At 44.8% G+C, this 22,299-nt stretch carries 18 protein-coding genes; 15 read left to right on the top strand and 3 right to left on the bottom strand.

Translation table 11 applies throughout. The features are described 5' to 3' along the window. Positions 1-87: 87 nt before the first annotated feature. The 3 genes from MH117_RS07650 (at position 88) to clpP (ending at position 2,032) form a co-directional block, all read left to right on the top strand. Positions 88-534: a MarR family winged helix-turn-helix transcriptional regulator gene (locus MH117_RS07650; RefSeq protein ID WP_239328087.1), complete on the top strand. Its 447-nt coding sequence runs from the start codon at positions 88-90 to the stop codon at positions 532-534. Positions 535-686: 152 nt separating this feature from the next. Beyond that, a complete protein-coding gene (locus tag MH117_RS07645) occupies positions 687-1,430 on the top strand; it encodes an RNA polymerase sigma factor (RefSeq protein WP_239328086.1) in 744 nt (247 codons plus the stop codon). A gap of 23 nt (positions 1,431-1,453) precedes the next feature. Beyond that, positions 1,454-2,032: an ATP-dependent Clp endopeptidase proteolytic subunit ClpP gene (gene clpP / locus MH117_RS07640; RefSeq protein WP_239328085.1), complete on the top strand. Its 579-nt coding sequence runs from the start codon at positions 1,454-1,456 to the stop codon at positions 2,030-2,032. 123 nt (positions 2,033-2,155) lie between these two features. On the opposite strand, the gene MH117_RS07635 is transcribed toward clpP, so the two are convergent. Together MH117_RS07635 and MH117_RS07630 are read right to left on the bottom strand one after the other, a co-directional pair. After that, a complete protein-coding gene (locus tag MH117_RS07635; protein WP_239328084.1) occupies positions 2,156-2,998 on the bottom strand; it encodes an undecaprenyl-diphosphate phosphatase in 843 nt (280 codons plus the stop codon). A gap of 105 nt (positions 2,999-3,103) precedes the next feature. After that, positions 3,104-4,006: a helix-turn-helix transcriptional regulator gene (locus MH117_RS07630; RefSeq protein ID WP_239328083.1), complete on the bottom strand. Its 903-nt coding sequence runs from the start codon at positions 4,004-4,006 to the stop codon at positions 3,104-3,106. A gap of 269 nt (positions 4,007-4,275) precedes the next feature. Here MH117_RS07630 and MH117_RS07625 point away from each other — a divergent pair, with 269 nt between their 5' ends. From MH117_RS07625 to MH117_RS07580, 10 genes are all read left to right on the top strand, one after another. Further along, entirely contained in the window at positions 4,276-4,791 is a 516-nt protein-coding gene (locus MH117_RS07625; protein WP_239328082.1) for a ClbS/DfsB family four-helix bundle protein, read from the top strand. Positions 4,792-4,874: 83 nt separating this feature from the next. Continuing rightward, complete coding sequence (locus tag MH117_RS07620) at positions 4,875-6,572, top strand: molecular chaperone HscC (RefSeq protein WP_239328081.1); 1,698 nt, start codon at positions 4,875-4,877, stop codon at positions 6,570-6,572. Further along, positions 6,569-7,951 (top strand): J domain-containing protein, encoded by a 1,383-nt coding sequence (locus tag MH117_RS26680; RefSeq protein ID WP_239328080.1) that lies wholly within the window; start codon positions 6,569-6,571, stop codon positions 7,949-7,951. Before MH117_RS07620 ends, MH117_RS26680 begins: the two co-directional genes overlap by 4 nt. An 18-nt stretch (positions 7,952-7,969) precedes the next feature. Continuing rightward, positions 7,970-8,662 carry a DUF1266 domain-containing protein gene (locus tag MH117_RS07610; RefSeq protein ID WP_239328079.1) on the top strand — a complete coding sequence of 231 codons (693 nt, stop codon included), beginning with the start codon at positions 7,970-7,972 and terminating at the stop codon, positions 8,660-8,662. A gap of 257 nt (positions 8,663-8,919) precedes the next feature. Then, positions 8,920-9,846 (top strand): hypothetical protein, encoded by a 927-nt coding sequence (locus MH117_RS07605; protein ID WP_239328078.1) that lies wholly within the window; start codon positions 8,920-8,922, stop codon positions 9,844-9,846. Between the two features lie 179 nt (positions 9,847-10,025). Continuing rightward, positions 10,026-10,586 (top strand): TVP38/TMEM64 family protein, encoded by a 561-nt coding sequence (locus tag MH117_RS07600; RefSeq protein WP_239328077.1) that lies wholly within the window; start codon positions 10,026-10,028, stop codon positions 10,584-10,586. A 3-nt stretch (positions 10,587-10,589) separates the two neighbouring features. Then, entirely contained in the window at positions 10,590-11,537 is a 948-nt protein-coding gene (locus MH117_RS07595) for a D-2-hydroxyacid dehydrogenase (RefSeq protein WP_239328076.1), read from the top strand. A gap of 85 nt (positions 11,538-11,622) precedes the next feature. Beyond that, on the top strand, positions 11,623-12,360 hold the full coding sequence (gene gpmA, locus MH117_RS07590) for a 2,3-diphosphoglycerate-dependent phosphoglycerate mutase (protein WP_239328075.1): 738 nt from the start codon (positions 11,623-11,625) through the stop codon (positions 12,358-12,360). Positions 12,361-12,909: 549 nt separating this feature from the next. Next, entirely contained in the window at positions 12,910-14,556 is a 1,647-nt protein-coding gene (locus MH117_RS07585) for a multicopper oxidase family protein (protein ID WP_481857250.1), read from the top strand. A gap of 64 nt (positions 14,557-14,620) precedes the next feature. Then, on the top strand, positions 14,621-15,481 hold the full coding sequence (locus MH117_RS07580; RefSeq protein ID WP_239328074.1) for a tetratricopeptide repeat protein: 861 nt from the start codon (positions 14,621-14,623) through the stop codon (positions 15,479-15,481). 122 nt (positions 15,482-15,603) lie between these two features. Here the strand turns inward: MH117_RS07580 and MH117_RS07575 are convergent, their stop codons facing one another. Further along, positions 15,604-15,903 carry a hypothetical protein gene (locus tag MH117_RS07575; RefSeq protein WP_239328679.1) on the bottom strand — a complete coding sequence of 100 codons (300 nt, stop codon included), beginning with the start codon at positions 15,901-15,903 and terminating at the stop codon, positions 15,604-15,606. Between the two features lie 513 nt (positions 15,904-16,416). On the opposite strand from MH117_RS07575, the gene MH117_RS07570 reads away from it, so the two are divergent. Then, positions 16,417-20,946, top strand: a complete 4,530-nt coding sequence (locus MH117_RS07570) for a non-ribosomal peptide synthetase (protein ID WP_239328073.1) — start codon at positions 16,417-16,419, stop codon at positions 20,944-20,946. Between the two features lie 72 nt (positions 20,947-21,018). Then, on the top strand, positions 21,019-22,272 hold the full coding sequence (locus MH117_RS07565) for a macrolide family glycosyltransferase (RefSeq protein WP_239328072.1): 1,254 nt from the start codon (positions 21,019-21,021) through the stop codon (positions 22,270-22,272). Positions 22,273-22,299 lie beyond the last annotated feature (27 nt).

Genomic DNA, 22,299 nt, shown 5'->3' with positions numbered 1-22,299 from the left:
TTATTTTTACAATTTAAATATTAAATGATTTATTTGTTTCAGGGCATACATATAATAGCGATAACATAATCGAAAGGAACATATATGATGGACGATATACAGGATTACGCTAACCGAATCGGCATGTCCATGTGGCGCACGCAGCGGAAAATGTCCTCGGAAGTGATGGAGCATAAGCAGATGGGCCTTACAGGGCCTCAATTTTACTTGCTTAATTTAATTGATGAGGAAGGGGCTGCCAAGGTAGCCAAGCTTGCAGAGCGGATGGATGTGAAGCCAAGCGCTGCTACGGTTATGTTAGACCGCTTAGAGCAAAGCGGCTTTATCGAGCGTCAGATGGACAAGCAGGATAGACGAGCGGTTATTATTACGTTAACGGATAACGGCAGCCACATACTGGATCAGACACGACAGGCTTCGCGTGAGGTGTTTATTCGTTATTTATCGGTGTTTACTCCACAGGAGCTTGAGACGTTTGCTGCGCTGTTTGAAAAGTTAGAGCAGCATACACATGCCTCACAAGAAGAGATTTAGCCAGCTTACAGGTTCCCCCTCTCTGCTGTATGGCTAATTTCAGGGGTTTCAGTGAATAGTGATGCGATGATATGCGCTGCGCGTATCTTTTTGAGGATATCAATCGTTAATAAGGTGTATCCATTAATTCTAAGGTCATAGGAGGCCTGCACATGACTCATCACCAGCAAGTGGAATCGACTGAGAGGGCGGCTGTGGGCGAATGGGGCCAGATGAGATCCGTCATCTTTCGCTACTGTACGGGACTAACGGGTTCTCGTTGGGATGCAGAAGACTTGACGCAAGATACATTTTTGAAAATGCTGCCTGTTTTACAGGGGAACGAGGGCCATCCTAGTCCTGTCGCGTTTGCACTGCGGATTGCGAAGAACAAGTGGACGGATCAGCGCCGAAGACAGCACATGTCAAAGGGGAAGGTAGAACTGCTTGCGAACGAGATGCAGCTGAATTCCTGTTCGAGCGACAAAGTGATGGATATCGAGTTAGCTGTTGCCCTGCTTCTACAGCGTGTACAGCCGCTTCAACGTACTGTATTTCTGCTGCGTGAGGTGCTGGGTTATTCTACTATGGAAGTGGCTTCTATGTTGAAACGAACTGAAGGTGCAATCAAGTCGCTGCTTAATCGGGCACGTCTTGTTGTCCGTTCGATTCGTGAAGATGACCCTGAATTCGTGCTGCAGGCCGTTTGTCTACAGGAGCTGGAAGATAAACAAATGCTGAAGGCGTATGTGTCAGCGATTATGGAAGAGGACGCCCAGCGGCTGTTGTCCCTTATTCAGGATGAACTTGTTAGCCAGACGTATGCAGCAAGCCAAGTGAGGGTGTCGCCAACTGCAGGCGGCTATCGAGCAGTTCCACAAACAGATGACGCAACGCGATTATTGATGGCTGCCTGACGAAGTGTGAAGGGGGATGTAATATGGGGGTAATTCCTTATGTAATCGAGCAGTCCAAGGGCGGAGAGCGCAGTTATGACATCTATTCGCGATTGCTCAGGGATCGGATCGTTATCGTAGGCGATGAGATTCAGGATCAGATGTCGAATGCCATCGTTGCCCAACTGCTGTTTTTGGCTGCAGATGATCCGGACCGTGACATCCAAATGTATATCAATAGCCCGGGCGGTTCTGTCACAGCGGGCTTTGCTATCTACGACACAATGCAGCATATTAAGCCGGATGTGTCGACAATCTGTATCGGCATGGCGGCCAGCTTTGGAGCGGTGCTGCTGGCAGGCGGCCAGAAGGGCAAACGCTTCGCCCTGCCGAACAGCGAAGTCATGATCCATCAGCCTCTGGGAGGCGCGCGGGGCCAAGCAAGTGATATTCATATTCACGCGCAATGGATTTTGAAGACACGCACAAAAATCAATGAGCTGTTGGCTGAACGGACGGGGCAGCAGCTGGAACAAATTGCGCGCGATTCAGACCGCGATTTCTTTATGAGCGCGGATGACGCCAAGGCCTATGGGCTCATTGATGGTGTTATTACACGATAGACGAAATGCCTTCGAATGTAATGGATTGCATTTCTATTCACGACACACATGTACAGTAAAGGGGATATCCCTCTAGTCATTTTGGATGACTGTGGGATATCCCCTTTGTTCAATGATACGTCGTTACATAATAAAGACGAAATAAATAATGGCAGCCAGCACCAAACGGTAAATCGCAAAAGGTACCAGCTTAATGCGGTTAATCAGTTTCAAGAAGAAACGAATTGAAATTAGAGCAAAAATAAATGCGCTGATAAAGCCTACAATAAAGAAGGGCAGGGAATCCAACGTGAAGTTCTCCCAGTGCTTCAGCAGTGACAGGCCACTAGCGCCTGCCATGACCGGCACGGCCATAATAAACGTAAAGTCAGATGCAGCGCGATGACTCATACCAAGTAGAACGCCGCCCGATATCGTTGATCCGGAGCGGGAGAAGCCAGGCCACAATCCTAAGCATTGGAAGAGTCCGATCCCAAATGCTTGACCATACGTAATCTGATCGACTGTCTCTGCTTTAGCTCTTCGAGGACGGAACCAATCTGCTGCAATCATCAGAATTGCTCCGATGACGAGACCAATGACAACGGTCTTTGTTGAGAACAAATATTCGTCAATGTAATCGTTGAAAAGTACACCCAACACACCTGCTGGAATAAGCCCAACCAAGACTTGCAAAAGATTGAGATGTCCACCCCGTCCAAGTTGGACAGCATCTTGTGAACGTCTACGCTTAAGTCCAAGCAAATCTAGAAATCTGTCTTTGAATACAACAACGACTGCCAAAATGGACCCAAGCTGAATAACTACTTTAAAGGTGTTTGCTACCTCTGGAGAAAACAAGTCTTTCGATTGAAACCAAAAATCATCCACAATAATCATATGTCCCGTTGAAGATACCGGAGCAAATTCCGTTAATCCTTCAACGACGCCTAGTATAAAGGCGACAAACGTTTCCCACCAATTCAAGCTGATTCACTCTCCTACATACATTCCTTCTATAATGACAAGCACACAAACTGTATTATATAGCTTTTTGCGAGAGTGTGAAAGTAGTACTCCTTGAAATGATTGTCAGATGAAGCGCTGACGGTATTGGCGGGGGGAGATGCCTTCAAGCTTGGCAAAGCATGCCGTAAAGTAAGCAGCTTGATTAAAGCCAACTAAAGCGGCTACTCTAGCAATTGAGTCATCGGTTTGCAAGAGCAGCAGCTTGGCCTGTTCAATTCGATATTTTTGCAAGTATTCAAATGGAGAACAGCCGAACTGCTTCTGCATGCACCTTGCAATATAAACGGGATGAAAGTTAATATTCTCACCCAGCAACTCTGCGGTGATATGATCTTGATAATGATCGCGCAAGTACGTCGCCGCTAGTACAGCGCATTCGGAAGCGGATGAGTGACCTACAGCCTCGCCTGTGCTGGCTAGCTGTAAGAGCAGTTGTTGAAAGAGTAGCTGCTGCTGCCACCGATTGTGAGTTAGGTGATCGTTCAGAAGGGGTGACGAGAGCTGATTTAACGCAGCAATAAATGGATCAGGCTGCTCAATAGCACTGAACTGCGGCAGCCGCAGTTGGAATTGCTGCGCAAAGATAGGGATGTCAGGATATTCTAATCCGGTGTCGGTTGACTGTGTGTTGGAAGTGGCAGAGTCAATCTGTAGTGGTACATGTTCTGTGTTGGTCAACGTCCAGCAGCCCTTTGTTTGAAAATGAATCCAATCATATGTGGTCTCTTCCTGGCATACGCTTGTCGGAAAATGATATTTGTTCGGAAGTAATATCAGTGCGTGTTGAGCGGATAGTTCGTAGTGTTGTTCTTCCGCTCCGATATACAGACATCCTTGTCGGACAACGATTAATTGAAATAGATCGATATGACGTCTGGCAGGCGGCTTGTTCCCTGGTGGCATAATACGATGACCGCTATTGATGAAATGAGGCAGGGGTGGGGCGGATAAATGAATTGTTGGCATGAGGGCACCTTTTCTTATGAAGAATATTTAGGTTGGGATATCATAAATGAAATCTTCTAACATGGCACTCATGTCTGAGTATACCATCTATAATTTATATGTTCTATACTTTGAACAATCTGCTCGTATCCCGTTGGCACATCTGGACGCTGTGCTATGTCACGCCCAGCGCTAGTTTACGCTCGATTGCAAATAGGTTGTGTAACTTGTCATAGGGGTGTCACAACTGTATGCTACGATAACCATAAACGTTGTAAAGGAGCTTACTTATGGCAAGTTATGATTATCCGTCTAAAGAGGCACTAAAGAATACTATACATACCGCATACTTATTGCTAGATCAGGAATTTGAGGACATTGATAATAATAAAAAGGATGTGCTTATTCCGGAAGTAGACAAAACGCCTGCACAAATAATCGCTTATCAGCTCGGTTGGCTTGACCTGGTTATGGGCTGGGAGAAGGCTGAGCGATCGGGGCAAGAAGTGCACATGCCAGCACTCGGTTATAAATGGAATCAACTCGGTGCGTTATACAATTCTTTTTATGCAGCTTATGCGAGCTATTCTCTAAATGAGCTGCGTTTGCTGCTTCAGCAGGCGGAGCAGCAGTGGCTCTGCTGGGTAGATACATTAAGCGAGGAGGAACTATTTACACAAGGGGCTCGTAAATGGACAGGGGAGAAGCCGAACTGGCCTATGGCCAGATGGATTCATATTAATTCTGCTGCGCCATTTAAGACATTTCGTGCAAAGCTGAGAAGATGGAAAAAGTATGAACATTAGTTCATACTTTTTTTCTGTAATTCTGTTATATAGTATTAGTTAAGTTGTGTTATTCCAATGCTGAAAGAGGGCTAAATGAGCTTATGATTGGAATCGATTTGGGAACGACAAACAGTTTGGTTGCTTACTGGGATGGTGAACAGGCTGTGCTGATCCCGAATGTGTTGGGGGAAAGATTGACGCCTTCTGTTGTAAGTGTTGATGATAATGGAGCAATATTGATAGGAAGAATTGCACAGGAACGTCTAATTACACACCCCCATCTAACCGGAGCTTCCTTTAAGAGATTTATGGGGTCAGAGAAAAAATATAAGCTGGGTTCGTTTGAGTTTACATCGGAGGAAATGTCTTCCTTCATTTTGCGAACGTTAAAAGAAGATGCCGAGGTTCATCTTGGAAAAGCAGTCGATGAAGCGGTCATTAGTGTCCCGGCCTACTTTAATGATGCCCAGCGTAAAGCGACCAAAAAAGCAGCGGAACTTGCTGGCTTGAAGGTGGAGCGTCTGATTAGCGAACCTACAGCGGCGGCTCTGGCATATGGCCTGCATCAAGGGCAGGAGGAGATACGGTTTTTGGTTTTTGATCTCGGTGGTGGAACTTTCGACGTGTCCGTTTTAGAACTGTTTGAGGGCGTGATGGACGTCAAAGCCATTGCCGGCGACAATTATCTGGGTGGGGATGACTTTACAGAGTTGCTTGTTTCTCATTTTGTACAGCATCATCAGCTTAAGCTGGACCAGCTTGATGATAAAACTGTATCTTCACTTTACAAGCAAGCGGAGCAATGCAAGCGCAGTCTAGGTTCTGAAACTGCAGGATGCATACGGACGGTTATGGAGGAACGGGAACTTATACTTCATATAACCAAGTCAGAGTTTGAGCAGTTGGCACAGCCTCTCCTTATCCGATTGCGCCAGCCGGTAGAGCGCGCGCTGCGGGACGCAGAACTGCTGCCCTCCGATTTGGACGGTATTGTAATGGTAGGCGGTGCAACCCGAATGCCGCTCGTGAAGCATGTCATTGGTCGGATGTTTGGTCAGATGCCGTACGCTTCCATTGATCCGGATGAGGCTGTTGTACTTGGGACGGCCATTCAAGCTGCCTTGAAGGAGCGGAATCAGGCGTTGGAAGAAATCATTCTAACGGATGTTTGTCCTTATACATTGGGTACTAGTGTGATACAGGAAGGTGCAAAAGGAAAGCTAAGCGGCGGTCACTATTTACCGATTATCGAACGAAATACGCCTATTCCCGTCAGCCGGGTGGAGCGTTTGTGTACAGTTTATGATAGGCAAAAAGTGTTGAACGTGGATGTGTACCAGGGCGAGAGTAGGCTGGTTGAGAACAATCTGAAGCTTGGTAAAATGGATATCTGTGTTCCAGCGGCCAAAGCAGGAGAACAGCGTATCGATGTCCGTTACACTTATGATATTAACGGTATTCTTGAGGTCGAGGTTATCAGCGTGGCAACAGGTGAGAAGAAGCAGATGATCATTGAACAGCATGTGGGGGCAATGAGCAAGGAACAGATTGCAGCCCGTCTGCTAGAGATTGCAAGTATTAAGATTCACCCCCGGGATCGAACGGAGAACAGGCTGCTTATTGCCAAAGGAGAACGGTTATATGAGGAGTCACTTGGTCAGCGGCGGGAATTTATTGCGAAGTGTCTAAAGGAATTCGAGGATGCACTACATACGCAAGACGACCGGATAATTAAAAAAGTAGCCCAGTGGTACAAGGAGCAGCTTGCACAGATGGAAGGATGGAGTTACTTCTCGTGATAAATTGGAAAATGTTAGACATAAACCCGACTGACGATAAGGCTGTTATTAAAAAAGCTTATGCCAAGCAGCTCCGCATCTATCACCCCGAAGATAATCCAGAAGAGTATCAGCGGCTTAGGGAGGCATACGATGCAGCGATAAAGCAGGCTGGCAAACCGGAGCACTTTGCCGGAGGGCGATCCAGACCAGAGATAGCTCTTCCTATGCTTGTCGAAGATGCTGCGCCAGATTCAGATCGTTTGAATAGGGTCTCGCTATTGTCATCTGTAATGGAATCCGAAATCATTGACGATATGGTTTATGGATCACAAGACGATGTTGCAGATGAGTCTCTAGCGAAGTTGCATCTGGATCCACTTCAGTTATTTTGGCAGGAGCTCCATGAACGTTATAGGGATTTTAATCGTCGTGTAGACCCACAGCAGTGGGAAACATTAACGAAAGAAGATTTTATGTGGGATGTGGGGTCTGTGGAGAAGCGGTTTGATGTGCTTATTCGCTTTTTAACCCAAAACCGATACATGCCGCTTGACGTATGGACCATGCTTGATTCCATGTTTGAGCTGAGTAACAATTTCGAGTATATGCAGGAGCGCTATGATAACGATGTGATCGAGTATATCACATTACAAATTAGCGGCGCGTTGGAATTGGGATATGAATGTTTACTAGATCGGCAGCTTGAATGTGACGTTGATGATTACCTGAGACTTAGAGAAGAAGCACAGTTTTTTCTCATGAGAAGACAGTTGGAGGATGCCCAACAGCGATTGGCTCAGGCAAATGAGTTATTTCAGGAGGACCCGGATCTGCAACTGATGCGGGCCAAATTAGCCCTAATGAATGGAACGTCTAATGAAGCACTGGATATTCTCAATCAAGTGATCAGTTATAATCCAAAGGAATGGGAAGCTTATTTGCTGCGGGGACGATTACTGTTCAACTGGAAAAAGTATATTGAAGCACAGCAAGATGCTGAACTGCTGCTTCAGCATGTTCCGGACTCGCAGGATGTAATATGTCTAGCTATGGAATGTCGTATCGCCCTAAATCAACTAGAAGGAGCATGGGCGATAAAGCATGACTCAAACAAGGCCCATTTCCGATATTATGCTGTTATGATGGCTCTTTGCAACAAACATTTATATTCACAGAAGTCTCGAAAGAAAACCTTTAAGAACACACTAAATGTTATGGGATATCGGATAATGGACTTTTTCCTTCTACTCTGGAAGCTAAATTGGCTGCTCCTGTTCATCTATGCTGCTAGTGGCTTTTTTATTGGTTTTGGGTCTCTGCCCGCATATGTTGCGGTAGGGGCTATGCTGTGGCGGACATGGAAGGCCATTCGAACTACATATTTGCTGTTGACCTAATGACAGGAGGGCAACCTTATGTTTCAAAATTATCAATCTATAAAGAAGTATAAGCTGGATCTCTATTTTCGTTGTCTATCGGCTAATTGCTTCAATGGGGCAATGGGGGACTATTTTGTTGTACATGAATTCTCATCTAACTTTTTCGCGTCCAGCAAGGGACAAATCTCCAAGGTACTTAGACACTGGAATGTATCAAATGCTGATGAATTGAAGAGCCAAATCAATGTGCTGCTAGGAAACAATTTCTGTCTAGAATATCAATTACTCCATGCACAGTTGAATGGGCTGTCAGAGAAGGCGCGCATCAAATATCTGGAGTCGTATCGCAGCCATGAGGATTATGCGAAGCTGGTGCTGGTTCATGCTTGTCTGCATCAGCTGTCTTCCGGCAACATTGTTGGCTATGGTGCTTCATGGGTCATTGCTCTTTGTCGAGTGGGTCAGGCTGCAGGAATGCTTACAGCAGAGGAGTCCTGGGCCTATAAAGTGCAAGCAGCCAGATTGGTTCAAGCAGCTTATGATAACTGGGGAGATTTCTTCATTGCCTTCTCCATCGGTAGCTACTTCAACCAAGCTAAACCGGAACTCCAAAAGTATATGTCGCCTACAAGCATGTTTACACTGATCAATAACAGTTCACTGTTGTACAAGCGGGTGGCGTGGAATCAGAATTTAGAACACCCAGTCGTGCATAAGAAGATAACGTAACTGAGGGTAAGGCTTTTAAGGAATAGACATCAAAGACACAGAGTATGGTGGGACTGAGACTCATCTGCTCTGTTTTTTTATGTCTAAGAAGAACTGGGTTTCATGCGCAGCCGCAGCATTTTTTAACGAAGCCTGACATGATTTTACGCTATTTACTTCGCCATACTTCCGCCATGTTCAGATGCATTTTATACATACATAATGTTGTTAACGAGTTCAGATATTGTCTATAACTAACCTTTTTTGGAGGAAATCGCATGTTAAATAAAACGGTGGCGTTACAGCCCTTTGTTGATATCTCAGCACATGTTGAGGGTTTTGAGATTATATCAACACAGTTCGGTGCAGATGGACGCGTATATGTCCTGCTCATAAACCAGATCCCAGAACGCGAACGTGGCATGTTCGTCCCAGCGGCTTTAAAGGAAACGTATACTTACAAGGTCCTAATCGTAACGGATCAACATATCGACGAAGTGGTGATTTGGGGCCAGTATTATAATTATCATTTTGTACAGCCGCTCCAGAATCATCTACTGTTGGTCGGAGCGCGCTGCACTTACTATGACAAAGGCAAATATGATTTGAACGCCAAAGTGTGTGATTATGAAGGTCACACCGTTCGAGAGTTCTTACTTGGAGATGGGATTCAAAGTGTTCAGGTGACAGAGAAAGATACCATTTGGACCAGTTATTTCGATGAGGGCGTATTTGGGAATTACGGTTGGAATAACCCCATTGGCGCGTACGGCCTTCTGGCTTGGGATGAGCATGGCAATAAAATATACGAAAATCACACAGCGGATATTGCCGATTGTTATGCGTTGAACGCGGTTAATGAAAAGGAGATCTGGTTTTATTATTATACGGACTTCTCGTTAGGCTGTATCACTGGCGGACACGAGCAAGCCAAGGTCACCTTTATGAACCCGGGAATTTCCGGCTCCTCCGGGTTTTGTACGGATGGTTATCACTTTTTATTCGACGGCGGTTATGGGAAACACGGAACGTTTGTGCTCAAGAAAAATGAAAAACCGGGGATTTTGACCAAAGGGTGCAAGGTACACTTTTTAAATGAACAAGCAAAGCCACTCGTGGCGACTACACAAGACTTCCGAAAAAACCGTGTGCTGTTCGGTGCAGGGAATTTGTTGTATCAGGTGGCGGTTGAAGAGTTGGTCTAATTTTAAGTTCCTGTCCTAAATAGGGCTGCTGCTTCGAATGTCGCCTGATGTTGCTAGCTGGGGAAGATAGCATGCTGAAAGAAGTAGAGAAAGGGCATTATGCTATAATAAGACTTGTAAGGCAAGGTGTGTTCTATTATTTGTAGGAAGAGACGGAAACTTAAAAGATGCTGCATAGTTTGGATATAAACAGCACGGTTGATTGGCTGCGCAGCTTTGGTCCATGGGCTATTGTAGTCAGCTTGCTCATGAATGTGCTGATTAGTGCTGCCGGATTTATCCCCAGCGTATTTTTAACAGGTGCTAACGTACTTGTATTTGGCACAGGGTACGGATTTATTATTTCTCTGCTTGGAGAAACGATCGGAGCTGGCATCACGATACTGCTCTATCGTAAAGGTTTATCGCGCCTGCCATTTATTCACTCGGACAGATGGGGATGGCTGCAAAGGTTGAATCAAGCGCCGCGGCGACGGCAGCTGGCGATTATTGCTGTCGCAAGACTTATTCCGCTTATGCCGTCCGGCTTGGTTAATGCGGTTGCCGCTCTATCCAGCATGCGGCTTGCAGATTTTGTACTCGTAACTTTTGTGGGCAAAGCTCCTTCCATTTACATCGAGACAATGGTGGGTGAAGCTTTTCTGACAAATGACCTTTTATTTAAATTGTGCATATCGGTTATATTGTTAGGATTGCTATATTATGGGATCAAACGGATAAATAAGAGGAATGGAGACTAGGGCATGCATATCGTTACATCTATACCGTTACGGCCTGAATTCATGAATCGTTTACAGCAGTTATGTCCTCAGGATGAGATTGACATCGTTAATCCGATAGAGCAATACGAAGATACGTTAGGTACGGCAGAAATCGTAATTACTTATGGTACGGATATTACAGCTGCGATGCTAGATCAATTGAAACAGGTTCGTTGGATTCAGGTGTTCAGCGCAGGCGTGGACCAAATGCCATTGCGGACATTAGCCGAGCGGAATATTACCGTGACGAATGCACGCGGCATTCATGCTGTGCCGATGTCTGAATTTGCGATCGGACTCATGCTGCAAGAGTCGAAGCAATTTGTACCGATGTATCGGCATCAACAGCGTTCGGAATGGAGCCGCAAGCTGGAAATCAGTGAATTGCACGGCAAGACGCTATGCATTGTTGGCACTGGTGCCATCGGGCAAGAGATCGCTCGCAAAGCTGGCGTATTTGGCATAACCTGTATCGGCGTTAACTATACAGGTCGGAGCGTACTAGGATTTGAAAAAGTGTATCCATATACGATGGCTGATCAAGCTCTTCCAGCCGCAGATTATGTTATTGTGGTAGCTCCTTTAACAGCAGAGACTAGACATTGGTTTAACAAGGATAGGCTAAGCCTGCTGCAGAAAGATGCCGTACTAATCAATTTGGGTAGAGGCGAAATTGTAGTGGAAACGGAACTTGCTGCCGTTCTTCAAGATCGGCGCATACGACGTGCGTACTTGGATGTGTTTGAGGTGGAGCCGTTGCCAGAACATTCACCATTATGGCAGCTTGATAATTGTATAATTACTCCGCATATTTCGGGGATATCCAAAATGTATTTGCCTCGCTGCATATCCATATTTGAACACAATCTGAATCTGTACCGCCGTGGAGAAGGCTTAATCAATATAGTTGATTTGGATAAGGGATATTGATTCCTATTCAGGCTAAACGGGTACAATAGATATATAGAGATTTATAGCTGTTCATACGGCAGGATATAGAAAGAAGGTTTGCTCGATGACTACTAAACTTGTACTTATTCGTCATGGTCAAAGCGTGTGGAATCTGGAAAATCGATTCACCGGGTGGACAGACGTAGACCTGTCAGAGCAAGGTTTAAATGAAGCACGGCAGGCGGGGGTTATTTTACGTCAAAATGGCTTTATCTTTGATACGGCTCATACTTCCGTGCTGAAGCGAGCGATACGAACGTTATGGATTGTGCTGCATGAGATGGATCTTGTGTGGATTCCTGTGACCAAGACGTGGATGTTGAATGAACGCCATTACGGTGCACTTCAAGGATTAAATAAGACAGAAACGGCAGAAAAGTATGGTGAAGATCAAGTTCATCTCTGGCGCCGATCTGTTGATGTTAGACCTCCGGCTTTAGAGATGGATGATGAGCGGTATGAAGCAGAACATCCTAAATATGCAGAGCTTGTCAAAGGAGAATTTCCTTTAACAGAGAATCTGGAGGATACAGAGGAACGTGTAATCAAGTATTGGAACATGCGTATTTTGCCAGATTTACATGCCGGTAAACGGATTGTTATTGCGGCTCACGGCAATACAATCAGAGCACTTGTCCAGTACCTGGACGATGTGCCAAGCGATGGTATCGCCAATCTGAATATACCAACTGGCGTTCCGCTCGTATATGAGCTGGATGATGTCACGCTGAAGCCAATTAGGCATTATTACATAGGGGCAGATGGTGAACTGCCAGCAGACGAAATTCCTAATAAAATATAAAGTATTAACTCCTCCAAGCCGTCGATAAGGTAGGAGATATCAGTCAGAACAAACCTTGACGATTCCGTGAAGTTAATGTTAAAATCGATTAATCCACTAGGGATAATTAGATTATTACTTTCGCTTTAATCATTGACCAAACTGTTGGAGACGATAGATATGTTATCGTCTCCTTTTTTTAGATTTGTGCAGTTTAATAGTAATAACGAGAACCCATCATACGCATCAAGCTGTGTAGAAGATCCAGCAGTGCGAATGGTTTTTTTTGCTGTTCAGACATTGCGGCCAACCAGAGCGTCTTATGCAGCAAAATTTACAAGTTAGAAGTGAGTCGAAAAGGATCAAGACATACGTGAGACACCGTACAAGCAAATTTGCATAAAGGTTGTAGGGTGATGATGAACTAACCTGTGCTTGCTCTAACGGTAGATACGTTGCTGCGGCTGACTGGAATTTGTGAGTTTGTGCTAGCGTTGACACGTCTACACGATTTGTACACAATTGGTGGTTATACTCCTTAACAGAGATCGAAGTAAAGGAGACAAAGCAATGACTAAACGCACACTATTGAGATGGACAACAATCATAATTCTTACTACCCTATTGGTTTCAGGCTGTTCAACGAATGACGAGGCTCAGCAGATGAATCAGATGAATCAGATGAATCAGATGGATCACTCCAAGATGAATCATGGTTCTACGCAGGAGAGGGGCCGTCAGGGCGGGATGCCGAAGCCTGGCACTGAACCCGATAAAGGGTCATTGGCCAAGGCACCTCAACGAGTTGACGGTACACAGGTCACACTTACTGCGCAGCCTGCCAACCTGCGGGCAACAGAGGGAATTACACTGCCGGTCTGGACTTTTAACGGGAGTATACCAGGTCCTGAGATTCGAGTGAAAGTAGGAGAAACCGTGAAGGTCACTTTGAAAAATGAGCTGCAGCAACCTGTCTCCATCCATTGGCATGGATACCCCGTACCTAACGAGATGGATGGAATCCCTGGTGTGACACAAGATGCTGTTGTACCCGGAGCCTCTTTCGTATACGAATTTAAGGCGACTGTGCCTGGAACGTATTGGTACCATTCGCATCAGGACAGCGTAAATCAAGTTGATAAAGGGCTATATGGCGCAATTGTCGTTGAGGATGTGCGTAAGTCTTATGACCGGGATTATACGCTTGTGCTTGATGAATGGATGAGTATGGTTAACGGCAATATCAACAATCAGCCTCATTCTGCTGAAAATTCAGCGGGGAATGAGACAGCTCATAGCAGCATGACACACGGAGAAACGAATGATAAGTCAGAATCTGCCGAGCATGACATGAGTATGTACGACCTGTACACGATAAATGGTAAAAGCGGTGCCTCCATCCCTCAGCTTCAAGTTAAGCATGGCGAAAAGATCCGCATTCGGCTCATAAATGCAGGCTATTTGTCTCATCGTATCCACCTGCACGGCCATGAATTTAAAGTTGTTGCAACGGATGGACAAGCTATTAATAGTCCCGCAGTGGTGAAGGATCAGGTAATCGCCATTGCCCCTGGGGAAAGGTATGATATTGAATTTGTGGCAGATAATCCGGGTAATTGGCTGTTAGAGGCACATGGAATCAACAAAGCGGTAATTGGCATGAGGGCTGTCATTCATTATACAAATGATAATTCTCCTATATCTGCATCCAACACTGCTGCTGATCTTCCACTGCTTGACCTTGTTCAATACGGCGCCACGGCGAATAACGTGTTTTCATTGGAAACAACGTTTGATCAGCACGTGCAGATGGATCTGGACACTAAGGTTGTTAATGGGAGCACCGTCTACACAATTAACGGAAATACATTTCCAAATACAGACAAGATCAGGGTGAAAAAAGGTGATAAAGTGCAGGTTACGTTTGTGAATAAGTCGAAGTCAGATGATCATCCTATGCATTTACATGGGCACTTTTTTCAGATATTGAGTAAAAATGGCACAGTTGTTCAAGGTTCGCCTCTGATTAAGGATACACTGAACGTTAAGCCTGGTGAACGATATGTGATTGCATTTGAAGCAGACAATCCCGGAGATTGGATGTTCCATTGCCATGATCTACATCATGCCGCTGCAGGAATGATCACGGACGTCCATTATCCAGAACATAAAAAGACATATGTACCTGATCCAAAAGTAGGAAACAAGGCGGAGTAATCAAGATCGTAATCAAAAATGCTAAAATGAGAGAGCAGAATTCTACAAATTTGGAGCGTGACGTATGTACGATTTTGACGAAATGTGGGATTATCAGCACCCGGACGCAACAGAGCAGAAGTTCAGGCTCAAGCTGGAACAGGTTCGTAGTTCTGAAGAGGTGGGCTACTTGGCTGCGCTATTAACTCAGATTGCACGCGCGCAGGGGTTGCAGGGAAAATTTATAGACGCCCATGAAACGCTTGATCAAGTTGAAGCGCAGCTGCCTAAGTCAGACGATACTGCCCGCATTCGTTATTTGTTGGAACGGGGCAGAGTCTATAATTCTTCCTCGCAACAGGAAGAGGCAATTCCATTATTTCTAAAAGCTTGGGAAATAGGAGTTCAGGCTAAAGAGGATTACTACGCGGTTGATGCGGCACATATGCTGGGAATATCCGAGTCCACCCCGGAGACACGTCTGGCATGGAACATGAAGGCTTTGTCTCACGCGGAACAGAGTCCTAAAGCCGGAAAATGGTTGGGTTCTTTGTATAACAATATCGGGTGGGCAAAGGTAGAGACGGGGGCTCTTGATGAGGCGCTTGACCTATTTGAGCGTGCTTTAGAATTTCGCAAGTCTCAAGGGGAACCGGGTGCACTGTTTATTGCCAGATGGTGTGTGGCGAAAGTACTGCGCCTGCTAAAGCGGGTAGAGGAGTCGCTAGTAATTCAGCAAGCCTTGCTGGCAGAAACAGAGTTAACGAGTACGCCAGATGGATATGTGTATGAAGAGATGGCGGAATGCCTGCTTATGCTGCATCGCAAGGAAGAAGCAAGACGTTACTTTGCTCGGAGTTACGAATGCTTACGCCACGATAATTGGCTGATCGCACATGAGCCGGAGCGCATAGCACGTATCCAGCAGTATGCGAACGGGGTTTAAGGACTTGTTGGTAGACAAACCATTTTGATGATAACAGGAAACGGTCACCAGCAGTTCAAACATCTGTTGTGACCGTTTTCTTTGTCCTGCTTGAATGTTAAAATGATGGATTTCAACACATTTTATAAGTTAAAGCGCTTGATCTGCCCCCATTGACCTTCTTGTTCAAGAATAGGCCTTTGACGTGTTCCGATCAGATCAAAATGAGGAAAGGGAATTCGATTATGGATATATTGAACCGGCAGTTTGTGCTTGACACACCATTCCTGTAAACGTATGATGTCCGCGCAGCCAACCTTTGTGACGGAAGTGATGCCTGGATAGCGATCATCCAACCAATAGTGGGTAAGATACGCAATTTCACCACGTAGTACGTCCTGCTTCCACTGGATGAGTTCCTGTCTATTGATGCCAAAAGCCATTCCATACTTCACCCTTTATCTTCACAATTTGTTGTAGATTACTTGTGTCTAATTTCAGTATAACAAAATGAATGCACAAGATAAGTGTAACAACATTAATAATAAATGGGATTAAGTGGTTATTAAAATTGTCTGTTTGCTAAAGATTAGGTAAAATTTTATTCAGCTTGATGCTATTTGAACATGAGAAAAAATCTAAAAAACATTGATGCAGCAACAAATTAGAGCGCTTATCTTTTTTACAGTTCTCGACATATTATGATTTGTTCACGCTTTGGACCCTTGAAAAGCTAAATCGCACTTGCTAATATAAAAATAGATTCGCAAGAATCCGCAAGATCTACATCGAGATTATTTCTGCATACTAGGCATTCCCCGGCTGTATAGCTGCTGTTTCATACATTGCGGACATCCTGAACACACCCTTCCGCGATACACCTTTCCTGTTGTTACGCATTATTTCCAATACACTGAATGTCGCTATTATGAATCTCATATGATGGGGGATTGACTATGAGCCATACAGCTCATCTCGCACCTGAACCAATTGTTCTGCATGAGCTGACTCATCCGCAGAAACGTATTTGGTATATCGAAAACATTTATCCATCGATTCCGATTCATAACATCGGAGGAACGATCCGTATTAAAGGTCACGTTGACTTGGATGTGCTGGAGGCAGCGATCAGACATGTCATTCAGCAGCACGATGGTTTGCGGATTCGTCTTCGTGAGGTGGATCATGTAATATACCAATATGTGAGTACAGTACCAGAAGAGCGCTTAAATTTTGTTGACTTCTCTGGCAGCAGCGATCCTGAAGCTTCCTATCAGCTATGGCTGTCAGAACAAGCGCGTACACCATTTCAGCTTACAGAGTCTCCACTGTACGATTTGAAATTATTCAGAATCTCAGACGGTGAGAGCGGATATTTGATTAAGCTGCACCATATTATTGCTGACGGTTGGTCCACGCAGATCATGACGGAGCAAATATACGATGCATACAACAAATTTAGTAATGGCGAAAATAGCGAATCAGCAGCAGCCCCTTCCTATTTGGACGTCATTGATTCGGAACGCAATTATTTACAATCCGAACGTTATAACAAGAATAGACACTTTTGGATTAATAAGTTTACGCCATTGCCTGATGTGAATATGTCCTACGGCACAGATCATATCGTCGGAACTAGGATCACCCACACCTTAGACCCGCTAACTTCTGCTCGCATGCAAAGTTTCACCGCAATACATAAGACCTCTCTTAATACGCTGTTTGTGATGCTATACCTACTCTTTATGTACAAAACAACCAACCAACAAGAAATAGTGATCGGTACGCCAGTCTTGAACCGTTCAGGTCGCAAGGAGAAGAGAACAATCGGTATGTTTACGAGTACAATGCCGTTTGCTTATCAGATAGACGGAAATCGATCTGCTATTGACACGCTGACTCATATGGGCAAGCAGCTAATTGAATGCTATTTCCACCAAAAATACCCATATGATTTGCTCGTGCAGGACCTGGAACTTAAACGACAGGGATTCGATCAATTGTTTCACGTATGTGTCAATTACTACAATTCCAAGCACGTTAATGATTGGAATGGCTGTCCAGTAGTAAATGAAGAATTCTATAATGGATATCAATTGTACGCGAAACAGCTTGTCATCAAGGAATGGTCTGATACAGGATGTATTACGCTGGATGTCGACTATAAACCGACTGATTATGATGAACAGTATGTGTCCATGATGATAAACGGAATGATGAGTATGTCAGAACAGATCATGTCGCATCCAGAACGACCGCTTGACGAGCTTAGCTTGCTCTCAGAGCAGCAATATCAGCAGCAAATCATTCGATTTAATGATACAAAAGTACCTTATCCGGAACAAACAACGATAACAAGACTGTTTGAAGAGCAGGTCGAACGGACACCGCATGACATTGCCGTGAAATTTAAGGGAGAACAGTGCAGTTATCAGCAGTTAAATGAGAAGTCAAACCAATTAGCACGCGTGTTGCATGCCAAAGGTGTACGCAGCGGTTCGATTGTGGGATTGTACACGGAGCACGGGATGGAGTCGATTATTGGCATATTGGCCATTATGAAAGCAGGCGGAGCCTATCTCCCCTTAGATCCGAAACATCCTGAAGAACGAATTGCCTATATGCTGGCGGATACAAGAGCTGCCGTATTGTTGACGAATACCAATCTATTTGCAGATATAGGGTATGTAGGTGAAGTGATTGATCTCCGTCAGGCATCCCTTTATCGCGGAGATGCGTCAAACTTAGCGAATGGAAGTGATCCTTCCGATCTAGCCTATATTATTTACACATCGGGCTCTACAGGTACCCCAAAAGGAACAATGATTGAACATCGCGGGTTGGTCAATTATAGTTGGTGGGCCAAAGAAACTTATATGAAAAATGAACGCGCCGTATTCCCTCTATATTCTTCACTAGCGTTTGACCTGACGATAACGTCTATCTTCACACCGTTAATTGGTGGAGGACTGGTCACAATATACCGTGATGACGAGGATGAGTTCGTGTTGTTTCGTATATTGGCAGACAACGAAGCAACAGTTATCAAGCTGACACCAGCCCACTTGTCCTTGTTGCAAGAACGTCGTTATCCGAACAGCTCAGTCAAACGTTTTATCGTAGGCGGAGAGGACTTAAAGACGTCACTTGCTTCGCAGGTAGAGGACTGCTTTGATCATGAGATCGAAATTTATAATGAATATGGACCAACAGAGACAGTAGTTGGTTGTATGATTCATCAATACGATCGTACGGAGTTAACTTTGTCTGTCCCGATTGGTGTTCCTGCGGACAATGTAATGATCTATATTTTGGACGCTCATTTGAACCCACTTCCGTGTTACGGTATCGGTGAGCTTTATATCTCAGGCCACGGTGTCGCCAGAGGGTATTGGAACCAGCCAGAGTTATCCGCAGCCCGTTTTATCGACAATCCCTTCCATCCTGAATATCGGATGTATCGGACTGGAGACCTTGCGTTCATGAGGGAAGATGGCTCGATTATCTATATGGGACGAATTGATCATCAGGTGAAAATCAGAGGTTATCGTATAGAATTGGGCGAGATTGTTCATGCCCTTACCAGTATGACAGCGATCAAGGAATCGGTTGTGATTGATCGAACGCGCGATAATGGCGAAGTGTATTTATGTGCCTATATCATCAAGCAAGAGTCAATTACCGAGCATGAGATCCGAGTTATCCTGAAGCAAAGCCTGCCAGATTATATGATTCCCGCTTATTTCGTCGAACTAGATTCCATTCCTTTAACGGCAAATGGAAAAGTAGACCGTAAACAGCTGCCAGAGCCCTTAGTTGCGAAGATAGCTAGTGATAGGATCGAGCGGAGTATACCGATTGATGGACTGGAAGCTATCTTTATGGCCACAGTTGAACAAGTGCTCAATCAGTACAGCTTGTCATGGCAAGACCATTTCTTTTATCTGGGCGGCGATTCAATTAAAGCCATTCAACTGGCATCTAAGTTCAAAAGCATAGGCTATCAATTAAAGGTGAAAGACATACTATCCAACCCTGTATTAATCGAAATGGTGAAGCAGGTACGTCAATTACACGATGAAATTAAAATCGATCAGTCCCCTCGTACAGGGACAATCGGCGCAACACCAATCATAACCTGGTTTCGTGAATTGGCGTTGCAGCACCCTAACCATTATACACAGTCCGTACTGCTGCAATTAAAGCAGGATGTGAGTACAGAACGACTGACAGAAATGTTAAATGTCTTATTTTATCATCACGATTCCCTACGAATCTATGTTAGAGCAGAGGATCAGCAATTAGCTTATATGGAACATGCAGAATATGCAGATCGTACGATTTCCATAGGAAAGACCGATCTGACTGGATACAGTGCAGAAGAACAGCGTAAAAGACTGGAGTCGACAGGCTGTCAACTTAAGTCGGAAATGGATATCCATCGCGGAATGATGTTTAAAGCCCATCTGTTTGATCTGGGAGAGCAAGGAATTCGCCTGCTGCTAATCGGCCATCATCTTGTTGTAGACGGTGTGTCATGGCGTATTTTGCTGGAGGATTTGGTTCAGTTGCTGGAGCAATCGGTGTTGGACTACGGGAAGATTAACTTGCCGGACAAGACATCTTCTTATCAAGATTGGTCTGGATATATGACTAGACTTGAGGCAGAAGCAAGAAAAGAGCAGGCGTATTGGGAAGCCGTCATTCATGATCCCCCTGTTATTCCCGTTCAGGACTCAACAAAAGGGGCAGTGCTTGCAACTTCACATACGCACCATCACGTATTTGACAAAAGTATAACCGCTAATCTTTTAAGGGATGCAAATAAAGCATACCGAACAGAGCCTAAGGACTTACTAATCACGGCGTTAGCCTTGACCATATTCCATAAGTTCGAGCTTGATGAAGTGGTATTAGAGCTTGAGGGACATGGTAGAGAACTGTTAGACAGCAGCTTGGACTTGTCGAGGACAGTAGGATGGTTTACTTCAATCTATCCAGTGCGGATTCAGAATAATACGGGACCTATTACCCATAAAATTAAAACGATTAAAGAATTACTGCGATCTATTCCCTATAACGGAATTGGGTATGGGGTACTTCGGTATTATACAAAGACGTTAAAGGATACCCGTCTCCAGCCACCTATACGATTTAATTACTTGGGCGATGTGGATACCACCTTTAACAACGATTGGTTCTGCATGGCACATGAGCCTTCAGGTTCAGAGAGTGATTTGCGAAACGTAATGACTGCTTTACTTGATGTACAGGCGATTGTGATCGATCAACAATTGCATGTTGAAGTGGTTTGCAGTCACATGCATTTTAATGAAAGTGAAGGAAAAGAACTAGTTGCCATGTATGTGGATGAGTTGAGTCAACTCGTGAACCACTGTTGCAGTAAGACAGATCAGGACTATACGCCATCCGATTTTGATGCCGTTCAGATTACTCAGGATGATTTGGACGAGCTGTTTAATTGAAACTATAAATGAAAGAGCCAGATTATTTAGATTAGAGACAACAAATCTATAAGTGGGGGATGGGGGGCTACTATGGCAAAGGTGCTATATTTTAGCGTGGATCTCCATGGTCACGTAAATCCGACGTTGGGGTTGATTCACAAGCTGGTTGAATCCGGCGAGGAAGTCATCTATTATGCCAGCAATCAGTTTCAGGGGAAGGTCGAACAGACGGGGGCGCAGTTTCGAAGTTATGAGGGAACCGTTGGTTTTGCTACCCATGATGGGCACGGCATCGATACATTTCTAGTGTTTGCTGACTTTATTTTGAGTCGAACCGAAGCTGTGCTAGAACGTTTCTATGACGAGATCGCCGCTTGGAAGCCTGATTATATTATTCATGACGCCTTTTGTTATTGGGGAAAAGTATGTGCTGAACGTCTCGGAGTGCCAGGTATATCCTTATGTGCTAACTTTCCGTATATCGATGAGATGGCGGATCTGGATCCGGATTTTTTCGTGGAACATGTTCTAAGGGCATCCAATGATCCCTTATATCAGAAATTTAAAGGTAGCAGCATCCTTTATCGCAAGCTGCTCGACAAGATGTCAATGCTTATTAGCAAGAAATACGGCTTGTTGCATGTGAATGTCATCAATGACATTTTTTGCAGCAAGCAGCCGTTGAATCTTATTTTTTCCTCACGTTTTTTTCAACTTCATGAAGAAGCGTTTGACGACAGTTACTTGTTTTTGGGGTACCCGATCTTTCCGCGTGCAGAAGCTGTAGAATTTCCGTTTGAACGATTAGATGGCAGACCATTGATCTATTTGGCATTTGGCACAATCTATAATCAGCTGATAGATACGTACAAAGCGTGCTTTGAAGCTTTTGCAGATTCAGATTGCCAAGTCATCATGTCGGTAGGACATCAAGTTGCCCTTACCGAGCTTGGGCATATTCCAGATAACTTTATCGTTCGGCCCTATGTCCCACAATTACAAATATTAGAGCGGGCAGACGTGTTTATTACGCACGGTGGAGCAAACAGTATTTATGAAAGTATTGCCCACGGCGTCCCAATGGTCGTTGTCCCACAAGTGTTCGACGAATTTATGGGAGCGATGATGGTGGATCGAGTTGGAGCAGGCCTGTATGTGACGGATCGTGAGCCGACTGCGGTTATGCTTCAACAGGCTGTAGAGCGGGTGCTTGGTGACGATTGCTACCGTACAAACTGTCTGGATGTGAAGCGAAGATTCGACGAGGCAGGTGGACTAGCTGCCGCAGTGGAGCGAATTTTCCAGTACGTAAACCAGTTTTACGGCAGTACAGTCCATAGTTGAGGCGCTTATTCCATAACCATTAAATCG

Origin of the sequence: Paenibacillus sp. ACRRX (genome assembly GCF_022346885.1) — a bacterium.
Classification (GTDB): domain Bacteria; phylum Bacillota; class Bacilli; order Paenibacillales; family Paenibacillaceae; genus Paenibacillus_B.
The sequence above is the reverse complement of the archived record's forward strand: the minus strand, read 5'-3'. Positions and strand labels throughout refer to the sequence as shown.

Coding starts and splice junctions, on each gene's coding strand:
- gpmA (WP_239328075.1), top strand. CDS start 11,623: ATGACTACTAAACTTGTACTTATTCGTCATGGTCAAAGCGTGTGGAAT.
- MH117_RS07610 (WP_239328079.1), top strand. CDS start 7,970: ATGTTTCAAAATTATCAATCTATAAAGAAGTATAAGCTGGATCTCTAT.
- MH117_RS07585 (WP_481857250.1), top strand. CDS start 12,910: ATGACTAAACGCACACTATTGAGATGGACAACAATCATAATTCTTACT.
- MH117_RS07620 (WP_239328081.1), top strand. CDS start 4,875: ATGATTGGAATCGATTTGGGAACGACAAACAGTTTGGTTGCTTACTGG.
- MH117_RS07605 (WP_239328078.1), top strand. CDS start 8,920: ATGTTAAATAAAACGGTGGCGTTACAGCCCTTTGTTGATATCTCAGCA.
- MH117_RS07625 (WP_239328082.1), top strand. CDS start 4,276: ATGGCAAGTTATGATTATCCGTCTAAAGAGGCACTAAAGAATACTATA.
- MH117_RS07565 (WP_239328072.1), top strand. CDS start 21,019: ATGGCAAAGGTGCTATATTTTAGCGTGGATCTCCATGGTCACGTAAAT.
- MH117_RS07645 (WP_239328086.1), top strand. CDS start 687: ATGACTCATCACCAGCAAGTGGAATCGACTGAGAGGGCGGCTGTGGGC.
- clpP (WP_239328085.1), top strand. CDS start 1,454: ATGGGGGTAATTCCTTATGTAATCGAGCAGTCCAAGGGCGGAGAGCGC.
- MH117_RS07570 (WP_239328073.1), top strand. CDS start 16,417: ATGAGCCATACAGCTCATCTCGCACCTGAACCAATTGTTCTGCATGAG.
- MH117_RS07575 (WP_239328679.1), bottom strand. CDS start 15,903: ATGGCTTTTGGCATCAATAGACAGGAACTCATCCAGTGGAAGCAGGAC.
- MH117_RS07580 (WP_239328074.1), top strand. CDS start 14,621: ATGTACGATTTTGACGAAATGTGGGATTATCAGCACCCGGACGCAACA.
- MH117_RS07650 (WP_239328087.1), top strand. CDS start 88: ATGGACGATATACAGGATTACGCTAACCGAATCGGCATGTCCATGTGG.
- MH117_RS07595 (WP_239328076.1), top strand. CDS start 10,590: ATGCATATCGTTACATCTATACCGTTACGGCCTGAATTCATGAATCGT.
- MH117_RS07630 (WP_239328083.1), bottom strand. CDS start 4,006: ATGCCAACAATTCATTTATCCGCCCCACCCCTGCCTCATTTCATCAAT.